9 protein-coding genes and 1 tRNA gene are annotated in these 10913 nt (G+C 39.1%); 9 read left to right on the top strand and 1 reads right to left on the bottom strand.

Going from position 1 to position 10913, the window contains the following annotated elements; all coding sequences use genetic code 11:
* Nucleotides 1-471 precede the first annotated feature (471 nt).
* The 7 genes from HMPREF9078_RS03380 (at nt 472) to HMPREF9078_RS03410 (ending at nt 7241) form a co-directional block, all read left to right on the top strand.
* Entirely contained in the window at nt 472-831 is a 360-nt protein-coding gene (locus HMPREF9078_RS03380) for a hypothetical protein (protein WP_009419346.1), read from the top strand.
* Nucleotides 832-861: 30 nt separating this feature from the next.
* A complete protein-coding gene (gene mtaB / locus HMPREF9078_RS03385) occupies nt 862-2169 on the top strand; it encodes a tRNA (N(6)-L-threonylcarbamoyladenosine(37)-C(2))-methylthiotransferase MtaB (protein ID WP_009419347.1) in 1308 nt (435 codons plus the stop codon).
* 54 nt (nt 2170-2223) lie between these two features.
* Complete coding sequence (locus HMPREF9078_RS03390) at nt 2224-2877, top strand: hypothetical protein (protein ID WP_009419348.1); 654 nt, start codon at nt 2224-2226, stop codon at nt 2875-2877.
* 47 nt (nt 2878-2924) lie between these two features.
* The gene (locus HMPREF9078_RS03395) at nt 2925-3554 is read left to right on the top strand and encodes a trimeric intracellular cation channel family protein (protein WP_002675733.1); all 630 of its coding nucleotides are present in this window, start codon (nt 2925-2927) and stop codon (nt 3552-3554) included.
* 68 nt (nt 3555-3622) lie between these two features.
* Complete coding sequence (locus HMPREF9078_RS03400) at nt 3623-5368, top strand: ABC transporter ATP-binding protein (RefSeq protein ID WP_083477076.1); 1746 nt, start codon at nt 3623-3625, stop codon at nt 5366-5368.
* A gap of 28 nt (nt 5369-5396) precedes the next feature.
* On the top strand, nt 5397-6464 hold the full coding sequence (locus HMPREF9078_RS03405) for an isochorismate synthase (protein ID WP_009419350.1): 1068 nt from the start codon (nt 5397-5399) through the stop codon (nt 6462-6464).
* Between the two features lie 48 nt (nt 6465-6512).
* Nucleotides 6513-7241: a DUF4369 domain-containing protein gene (locus HMPREF9078_RS03410; protein ID WP_009419351.1), complete on the top strand. Its 729-nt coding sequence runs from the start codon at nt 6513-6515 to the stop codon at nt 7239-7241.
* Between the two features lie 23 nt (nt 7242-7264).
* On the opposite strand, the gene HMPREF9078_RS03415 is transcribed toward HMPREF9078_RS03410, so the two are convergent.
* The gene (locus tag HMPREF9078_RS03415) at nt 7265-8221 is read right to left on the bottom strand and encodes an acyltransferase family protein (protein WP_009419352.1); all 957 of its coding nucleotides are present in this window, start codon (nt 8219-8221) and stop codon (nt 7265-7267) included.
* Between the two features lie 675 nt (nt 8222-8896).
* Between HMPREF9078_RS03415 and rho the strand changes: the two genes are divergently transcribed.
* Nucleotides 8897-10546 carry a transcription termination factor Rho gene (gene rho, locus HMPREF9078_RS03420; RefSeq protein ID WP_009419353.1) on the top strand — a complete coding sequence of 550 codons (1650 nt, stop codon included), beginning with the start codon at nt 8897-8899 and terminating at the stop codon, nt 10544-10546.
* Nucleotides 10547-10703: 157 nt separating this feature from the next.
* Nucleotides 10704-10788 (top strand) — tRNA-Ser (locus tag HMPREF9078_RS03425).
* The last annotated feature ends 125 nt before the right edge of the window (nt 10789-10913 follow it).

The raw sequence follows: 10913 nt of genomic DNA on the forward strand, positions 1-10913 counted from the left end.
AGAAAATTAGAAAATTAGAAAATTAGAAAATTAGTAAATAGGGAGCAAGCTCGAGTTAGAGGAATGAGGCTGTGCCTCAGAAATTAAACAAAATTTAAACAAAATCAAGGCTACGCCTTGTAAAAAGGAGAGAGAGGTTGGTTGGAGTTTTTCGGAGAAACTTGGAGGTGCGAGCCGCACGGGCAGATAAACAAAAGACGAAGAAAAGACGAAGAAAAGACGAAGAAAAGACGAACAAAAGACGAACAAAAGACGAACAAAAGCCGAACAAAAGACGAACAAAAGACGAACAAAAGCCGAAGCGAGCCGCACGGGCAGATAAATAAAAGACGAAGAAAGGACGAAGAAAAGACAAACCAAGAACGACGATAAGGTGGAACTAAAGAGGGGATAAGATGAAGGTAAGGCAGATGTAGCACAAATTTGCAATATGATTTTTTTTTGTACTTTTGCACCCTAAATGAATTTATTATGACCGAACACGAGCTACTAAAAGCCCGTTGGGAAGAGGTGGTACAACGCCTTTCCGATACTTTTACCGAAGGGGAAATGTTGGGGATAGATGGGATTATTTACCTCATTGGGGTACAAGAATTGGGACAATTGGGACGCACTTACGTCAAAGATGAGAAAGTAGACTTGATGCACATTGGCATTTGTAAGCTCTTAGAACCCTTTGGCTATTACCAATACGAATTTACAGACCCTGACGGCTGGCCTCATTACCGTTTGGTGCAAAACCTCCCTGACCTAAAGCCTGGTGAACAAACCATACTGATGAAAAAAGCCATTGTACAGTATTTTTTAGAGAGAGAATTTTTTAACGATTAACAATTGACAATTGATAATTGACAATTAATAATGAAGAAAGTAGCATTTTATACTTTGGGTTGCAAACTGAACTTCTCGGAGACTTCAACTATTGCGCGAAGCTTTGAAGAAGAAGGCTACCAGCGCGTAGATTTTGACGAACCCGCTGATATATATGTAATCAATACTTGTTCAGTAACTGAAAATGCTGACAAGCAATTCAAACAAATCGTACGTAAAGCACTGAAAACAAACCCTAAGGCATTCTTGGCGGCAGTGGGTTGTTATGCCCAGCTGAAACCCGAAGAACTCGCTTCGGTAGATGGGGTAGATTTGGTGTTGGGAGCAAAAGAAAAGTTCAACATTACTCAATATATCGACGACCTTACCAAAAACAATGAGGGTGTGGTACACTCCTGCGAGATTTCGGAAACTGATTTCTATGTGGGGAGCTACTCTATTGGAGACCGTACGAGGGCTTTCCTAAAAGTGCAGGACGGTTGCGACTACAAGTGCACTTACTGTACCATACCGATGGCACGTGGTATTTCGCGTAGTGATACTATTGAGAATATCATTGCTAATGCTAAGAAAATCTCGGATAAAGGTATCAAAGAAATTGTGCTTACGGGCGTGAATATAGGTGATTACGGCAAGGGAGAATTTGGCAACAAAAAGCACGAGCATACCTTTTTGGAACTTGTGCAAGCCCTTGATAAGGTTGAAGGCATAGAACGCCTGCGCATCTCATCGATTGAGCCGAATCTCATTAAGGACGAAACAATCGACTTTATAGCGCAATCTAACAGCTTTGTGCCTCACTTTCACATTCCGTTACAAAGTGGAAGTAATGAAATTCTCAAAAAGATGAAACGCCGCTACCTGCGTGAGCTTTATGTGAGTAGAGTAGCCAAAATACGCGAAGTGATGCCCGATGCTTGCATAGGGGTAGATGTAATTGTAGGCTTTCCGGGGGAGACTGATGAGCACTTTTTGGAAACGTATTACTTCCTGAATGATTTGGATATCTCCTATCTGCACGTATTTACTTATTCCGAGCGCGACAATACTGAGGCGGTGCTAATGGACGGGGTAGTGCCCGATGCTGTACGCGCTAAGCGCAGTAAGATGTTACGTGGACTCTCGGCAAAGAAACGCAATGCCTTTTATACGAGTCAGCTGGGGAAAGAGAAGACTGTGCTTTTTGAGAGCGACAACAAACAGGGTTACATTCACGGATTTACTGAGAATTATGTAAAGGTAAAAGCCCCGTGGGATCCTTCCTTAGTGAATACATTGCACAAAGTAAAGCTCACTAAGATAGATGCAGACGGAATGGTAAGATTTGAATTTGTTTAAGATAAAAAGTAAAAAGGACGTGACAATAATCTGCGGAAGATAAAAAAACAATAAATGAAATTTCTTTTAACAATACCCCTTTTACTACTGGTTTTAGCTTGCGATAACTCTATTATTAGCTTAAAAAAGAGCTGTAATACTGAGACTGCTAAGCAAACAGTTGCTGAATTGGCAGAAGTAAAAGCAAAAATACAACAGATAGAGAGTCTTGCGGGTAGTAATCGTACCTATTGGGTGCAAGATAGCTTGCAACAAGATAGTAAAGCGTATTACCGCTATCAGTTAATGAGCAAATTGCCTTATGCCGATATACATTTGTACACCTTTTGTGTAGCTAAAGATGATTGCAAACAGGTATTCTTACAGCGAAAGGACGGTAGCTTATTACCTTATGCCGAAATGGAAAAGCAAACTAAACAGCTGGTAGACCAGCAAAAGCAGTTCCCCGCTTTCTTCAAGCAATTCACTACTGATATGGCGTTTAGGCAACAGCATTTGGCAGAGCCTTTAATGCGTTTGTTGGTACAGAAAGACGGCAGTGTACTTCTTACCGAAGAAGAGTTACTCACCGATGATATCAACGCTCTGCAAACCTATACTTTTAGTTATTATCCCGATGGGGTATGTTGTAAAAATACGGAAAAAGCTATTGCGTTTGTGTTTGTACCAGTAGGGGACACTTGGCGACTTTTGGAGATTTGGCATTAATGCTAAGAGAAGTGTGGCAAGTCACAGAAATTAAAATAAAACTTAGAATGGAAGATTTTATCAATGTACTATCGCAGATAGACCAGATTTATCTCTGGGACTTAATAGGAACGGCTGTATTTGGTATTTCGGGCGTGTTAGTGGGTTTAGAACGACGTATGGATATATTTGGAATGCTCATTTTAGCCTTTGTAACAGGGGTAGGAGGGGGGACGCTCCGCGATATTATGATAGGCAGTGTACCGGTATTCTGGATGAACAACCTTACGTATATATTGATGATAGTCATTAGTGTAGTGATTACTGTTGTTTTCAAAAAGCAATTCTCTGAGCATTGGAGCAAATCGCTGATGGTGTTTGATACTATAGGGCTGGGGGTGTTCACTATTATCGGGATAGAAAAAGCATTGCGTTTTGGCTTGTCGCCTACTATTGCTATTATCTTAGGTACGATGACAGGTAGCTTCGGAGGAGTTATTCGGGATATATTAGCCAACAAACTACCTGCTGTCTTCCACAAAGAGATTTATGCAACGGCTTGCATAGCAGGAGGTACTGTTTATTTCCTTATTGATAACTTTGTAAATCACAACTTAGTAGTATTCATTACCATAATGGTAGTTATAGCTGTGCGATTGCTATCGGTAAAATACCATTGGGAGTTGCCGAAGTTTTAATAGTTGAGTTTCTATTGTTATTTGCTCATTATTTATTACTTTTGCACTCTGATTGAGAATTTAAGCCAATGGCACATCTGAGACATATACGTAAATATTTTTATAAATATAAATACCACTTACTACTTGGGATACTTATTACCATAGTGTCGCGAGTGTTTTCACTCTTTATGCCGCGATATGTAAAAAACTCTATCGCAGCCATTGAGGACTTTGCTAAATCGGCTAACAAAGATGCCTCACAAATGACTTCCTTACTTATAGAATACGCGCTTATTATCATCGGTACAACTATCATATCGGCGGTGCTGATGTTCTTTATGCGTCAGCTTATCATCAATGTATCTCGTTACATCGAATACGATATGAAAAACGAGATATTTAAAAAATACGAACAGTTATCGCTTAGCTTCTACAAACGCAACCGAGTAGGTGACCTGATGAACCGTATCAGCGAGGACGTATCGAAAGTACGTATGTACGCAGGTCCTGCTATTATGTACAGTGTGCAAACTATTACACTTTTTGCTTGCGTAATTCCGCTAATGTTTATCATCTCTCCCAAGCTTACTATCTACACCCTTATCCCATTGCCTATTCTCTCTTTGCTTATCTACAAAATGAGCAAAAAGATTAATATCGAAACGATGAAGGTACAAGCCTACCTATCCGACCTTTCTACTTTCTCACAAGAAACTTTCTCGGGTATCGGGGTGATAAAATCGTATAATAACGAGGTGGCTACCGATGCGCAATTAGCAGTACTCGCCGAAGATGGTCGTCAGAAAAACATCAAGCTCGCTAAGATACAGGCTTTCTTTATCCCTACAATGATACTGATGATAGGATTGAGCCTTATCTTTGTAATCTTTATTGGGGGAAAGCTCTATTACACCGGTGAAATACAATCAATTGGAGTAATTGTAGAGTTCAGTATTTACGTGATGATGCTCACTTGGCCTGTGGCTACGGTGGGATGGGTAAGTTCTATTGTACAGCAAGCGGAAGCCTCGCAAAAGCGCATCAACGAGTTTCTTTCCGAAGTATCTCAGATACGCAATCAGGTAGGAGAGCTTACGCCTATTAAAGGAGATATTACATTTGATAAAGTATCTTTCCGTTATGAAGATACGGGGATAGAAGCTCTTAAAGACGTATCTTTCCATATAGAAGCAGGACAAACAGTAGCCGTTATAGGCAAAACCGGTAGTGGTAAGACTACACTGTTAGATCTCATTGTACGTATGTACGATGCTAATCAGGGTGAAGTACTGATAGGAGGCAAACCCGTAAGAGAATTGAATCTACACAGCTTGCGAAGAGCTATTTCGGTAGTGCCACAGGAGAACTTTTTGTTTTCGGACACTATTCGCAACAATTTGCGCTTTGGCAATAAAAATGCTACCGAAGAACAGATAATACAAGCCTGCCAAAAAGCAGTGGTACACAACAATATTACAGAGTTCACCCATCAATACGACTCGGTGCTTGGAGAGCGCGGGGTATCACTCAGTGGCGGGCAACGCCAACGAGTAGCTATCGCAAGAGCCTTGCTCAAAGAAGCCGAAATTTATTTGTTAGACGATTGTTTATCAGCCGTAGATACTGATACCGAAGAGAAGATTTTAACTAATTTGCGCGATACCTTAAAAGGCAAGACCGTAATTATAGTGAGTCATCGTGTGTCTATCACTAAATACGCCGATAAAATACTGATGCTCGACAAAGGAAAATTAGTAGAACAAGGTACCAAAGATGAGCTATTGGCACGAAATGGTGCTTTTAAAGCTTTTTATGATTCACAAACGATATAAGCCGTAGCACGGTAAGCATTTAATTTATATGAAGATTAAAACTGAAGATTATATTTCATTTGAAGAACTTTTAAAACAAGTACAGCACAAATATGCTGAACACTTACCTTTTGTGTGCTACAAGCCCCCTTATCACACTTCAGTAATATTGTTGCAACAAGAAGATGATACACTTCATTTTTTTAACACTGATAAAGAAGAACAAGAGGGATTTGTTTTCGCTCCTTTCGATGCTAACGAACCTGCTGTTATCATCACTGCTAACAAAGTTACCGTAAGCCATTTGCCTACACAATCGATTGTAGAAAATACTAATATTGATATTTTAGAAGATACCGAAGCCGAAAAACAAAAGCACATAGGTTTAGTAACCAAAGCTATTGATGAGATACACAGAGGTCATTTTGAGAAAGTGGTTCTTTCGCGCAAGATAACTATCAAAGAAGTGGTAAATCCGTTTAAGAGCTTTGCCAATATGGTGACACGATACCCTTCGGCATTTTGCTATTTGTTTTATCACCCAAAAGTAGGAACTTGGATGGCTGCTACGCCCGAAACGCTCTTCCGCAGTAATGGCGAAGATTTTTGCACAATGGCATTGGCAGGGACACAACCTTTTAAAGAAGGTGAGATACATTGGCATACTAAGGAAAAAGAAGAACAGCAAATAGTTACTGATACCATCGTGCAGCAGTTACAAGAGTATGTTAATGAACTTGAGGTTTCAGCAGTTCAAACTGTGCAAGCAGGTAGTCTGATGCATTTATGTACTAAAATAAAAGGGAAGATAGCTCCTGATAAAGTATATGAGTTAATAAAACGTCTGCACCCTACACCAGCCGTCTGTGGTTATCCTACTGAGGAAGCTCGCACCTTTATTATAGAAAACGAACTTTATAAAAGGCAATATTACACAGGCTATTGTGGCTGGGTGTCCAACAATAACCAAGCATTCTATGTGAATTTGCGTTGTATGCAAATCACTGATAACGAAGCCTATTTGTATGTGGGAGGAGGTATTACCAAAGACTCTATTCCTGAAAAAGAATACGAAGAAACACAGAACAAAGCAATGACAATGATGACAATCATATAAACTTTGGCAAAATTGTCTCTCTTTTTAATAACTAAAAACTAAACAATAATGAAAAGAATATTAATGGCAGTCTCAGCACTATTAATGATAGTAGCTTGTAAGAAGGACGACAAAAACACAATGATTGTGGAAGGAAATATCGACGGATTGAAAGTAGGTACTATCTACCTACAACAATTCGTAAACGATAAGCTCACCAATATCGATTCGGTAGTAGCCAATGGCAATGGTAAGTTTACCTTCAAGCGACATTTAGAGAGTCCTGAAGTGTTTTTTATTTACCTCGATTTGAAAAAACAAGCAGGTACCGACCTCGGTGACCGCCTAATGTTCTTTGGTGAACCTAAGCTGATTACTATCAACAGTTCTTATGATATGTTTGAAGTGAAAGCCAATATCAGTGGTTCACAATCGCAAAAGGATTATGGAGAGTATGCCCACACTATGCGACAGTTCGGAATGCGCAATGCTGAACTCCTCGAACAGCAAGTGAATGCTTTTAAGGCGGGTAATACTACCTTAGCCGACTCGCTGAATGCAGCATCGGAGAAAAATAACTTCCGTCGTCACCTCTTTGTGCTGAACTATGCCCTCACGCACCCCGATTCGTATATCACCCCTTATGTGGTATTGGTTGATGCCCCCAATACTCGCGTAAAATACTTAGATTCTATTTATGGAAAACTCAATAAAGAGGTTGCCAATTCTAAATACGGCAAAGAGTTCAAAAACTATATAGAAGAAGCTCGCAAGGCAGAAAAAGAAATGGAGAAGTGAAAAGTTAAGAGTTTTTCACCTATCTAAAATCTGCCGTAGAGTATTCTTCTTAGCCATTTTACGCGCTGTACCAATCGTTGTATTATATCGCAAGCGATGATGGCTAAAACGGTAAATATAGCTACGTTCAAATAGAAATTATCACTTATATATTCTTTGATGTAAACTACTAAGAAGCGCATATAATAGTGGGTGACATATATTTCTAAAGAAATGCCTCCTAAATACTTCAAACATTGTGTTGCCTTATTTTCTGAACGGCAGCACCATTCCCATAAAACATAAGAAGCAGCGATACCCGTAAGTGCCAAAGCATACAAACGGAGAGAGTGGAGTATGTAATGAGTTTTATCGACAGGGAAGAGCAATAGGAGCGGAAAGGCAATAACGCTCACCCAACCCATAGGGCGCAGAACTTTCAGCGCTTGAGGTTTGTACTTGTGTGTGGCGTAACCCAATGAAAAATAGATGAAATACCAACACAATTCGGGCAATCCATAAAAGATAGGTTGTGCTCCTGTAACTCGGTGCAAGAAGATGAGAATACTCCAGAGACCTATCATCACCCATATTTCACGATGTTTATTAATCTTCAAAGCCAGATAGAGCAAGGCACACTCCCAAAATAGCAACCACAAGAACCACATTCCTTGTGTGGGTTTATAAATAAGCACGCAAAGATGTTCCCATACTTTTTCTATATCGAGGATATAACCGTGATAGGTGGCGGAAATTAAAAACCAAACAAAGAAAGGAATCACCAACACCTGAAAGCGTTTGCTGAGGTTCAGTTCGCCACGAATATTGAAGTTTACATAGCCTGAAAGAAACATAAAAAGGGGCATATGGAAAGCGTAAATGGTTACATACAAGGGGTTGGTGCGGTCATCACCCAAAAACCATTGCGAAGCGTGCCCTATCACTACCAAGATGATAGCAAAACCTTTGAGCACATCGATAAGAGGGTTACGTTCTTTCATAGTTACTTCTTTATGAGGCAAAAATACATTCTTTTTTTGATACTACAAAATAATTGATTCATACCAGAAATGCCAATAATGCCAATAATGCCGAAATACCTGAGGCAATAAAAAAACTTTAACAAAGTGTGTACTACAAAAGTGGCATATTGGGGCTTTTCGGAAGGAAACGAAGGGTATCGTAGCAGGTGTGAAAGTGCTTTTAAGATGGGATTAGCTTATAGAAAGCTTATAGGAAGCTTATACGCGAATCTTGGAAGATTGGTATAGAAAGGGGATTTAAGTAGTTGGGAATGAATGATTAAGAGTGTGTAGTAGAAAATGTTAAAACGAAAGAAAAAGGAAGGAATGACGAATGACGGGTGACGAATGACAAAGGTAATGTAGCGATGGGAACTTGTATAGAGCAAGAAAAGTATTAGATTTTGAAAAGCAAAAAGGTTTATTCTATCAGAAGCTAATAAAAAAAATGCACTTGATAATGGAATTGGCGGGGCAATAAAAAAAAGAAAATAATTTGCTAATTGCTAAATGTTTTATATCTTTGCGCCCGATTTCAGTACCTCTGATTAAAAAATACTTTCAATAATATCCCATCTTAACTATATAAAAAGAGGAATTTCACTTATCTTGACTACTGAAAAAAATCACTTACTTTAATAATAACTATTTAAAATGCTTAACATTGTAGAGTTAAAATCTAAAAAGCTAACTGAGTTACAGGAAATAGCAAAACATTTGGATATACCTAAATTTCGGTATGTAAATAAGCCTGAACTCATAGACCTAATTCTAAAAAATCAAAAAAAAGAACTCCCCAACAAAAAAGAAGAAGTTCAAAAAGACAATTCTCCTATTATTACAACTGAGAACACAACTGAACCCAAAAAAAACAGTCGTAAAAAGAAAATAGAAGTACCTCAAAAAGTAGGCAGTTCTAAACAAGAAAAGACTTCAAAAACACCAACCGTTAAAAAGGCTTCTTCGGCAGATGAATCTAAAACGTATCAGAAGAAAAACACTACTTCTGTGGTTTCTAACAATCATCAGAATAATGCTACTCCAACAAAAAACTACAGTTCCCCTGTACAAAATGGCAATGGCAATAATGGTAATTACAATCAAAATGTGAACAATGGTAATACTATTGTTAATAATGAGAATTTTGATAAAGAAAAGAAAAACCGTTATCGCGCCCCCGATTTTGAATTTGACAGCGTGGTAGACTGTGAGGGGGTTTTAGAAATTACTTCTGACGGTTATGGTTTCTTGCGTTCTTCGGACTATAACTATTTGGCTTCACCTGATGATATTTACGTATCTTCTTCACAAATCCGACTTTTTGGCTTGCAAACAGGAGATACTGTATATGGAGAAGTGCGTCCGCCTAAAGATGGCGAAAAGTATTATCCGCTACTAAAAGTTATAAAGATAAACGGACTTGACCCCCAAGTGGTGCGCGACCGAGTACTATTTGAACACCTTACGCCTCTTTTCCCTGATGTAAAATTTGAGTTGGCAGGCAAAGGCTCTACTGTTTCTACTCGCTTGATAGACCTTTTTGCTCCTATTGGGAAAGGACAACGCGGTATGATAGTGGCACAACCTAAGACGGGTAAAACAATGCTTTTAAAAGATATTGCGAATGCCATTAGCAAAAATCACCCCGAAGTGTACCTAATGGTACTCTTGATTGATGAGCGACCTGAGGAGGTAACTGATATGCAACGCAGTGTGCGAGGAGAGATTATCTCTTCGACTTTTGATAAGGAAGCTGCCGAACACGTGAAAATAGCTAATATTGTACTTGAAAAAGCAAAACGATTGGTAGAATGTGGTCACGATGTGGTTATATTGTTGGATTCTATCACCCGTTTGGCTCGCGCTTATAACACAGTGCAACCAGCTTCGGGAAAAGTGCTTACTGGTGGGGTAGATGCTAACGCTTTACACAAACCTAAACGCTTTTTCGGAGCAGCACGTAATATTGAAAACGGCGGCTCTCTTTCTATCATCGCTACGGCTCTTACTGAGACAGGTTCAAAGATGGACGAGGTAATTTTTGAGGAATTTAAAGGAACGGGTAATATGGAGTTACAATTGGATAGACGTATCTCGAACCGCCGTATTTTCCCAGCTATTGACTTAATAGCTTCGTCTACTCGTAGAGATGACTTGTTGCTTGATGAAAACACGCTTAATCGCACTTGGGTATTGCGCAAGTATTTGGCAGAAATGAACCCGATAGAGGCGATGGAATTTATGGAAAAGCAAATTAAGCTAACGCGCAATAACGAAGAGTTTTTGGCAACGATGAACAATTAGTTTTTTACAAAGGCAATATAGTTCATATCTGTAAAACAATAAATTATAGAAAGGATAAAAAAAATATCTAATTTTTTGCCTTTAAAATTTGCAGATAATAAAAATAGTTGTACCTTTGCACCCGCATAATTGAGAAAACAATTGTGATTGTGCACTTGGAGAGATGGCAGAGCGGTTGAATGCGGCGGTCTTGAAAACCGTTGAGGGTAACACCTCCGGGGGTTCGAATCCCTCTCTCTCCGCAAACAACATTGAAAATCAATGCTTTATACTATAGCAGGGACTAAAATAGGGACTAACCTTATTTTTAGTCCTTGTTTCATTAGAAGATTATAGGTAGTTTAATTTTAATACTACCTACCAATGA

The sequence above is a fragment of the Capnocytophaga sp. oral taxon 380 str. F0488 genome (genome assembly GCF_000318255.2).
GTDB lineage: Bacteria > Bacteroidota > Bacteroidia > Flavobacteriales > Flavobacteriaceae > Capnocytophaga > Capnocytophaga ochracea.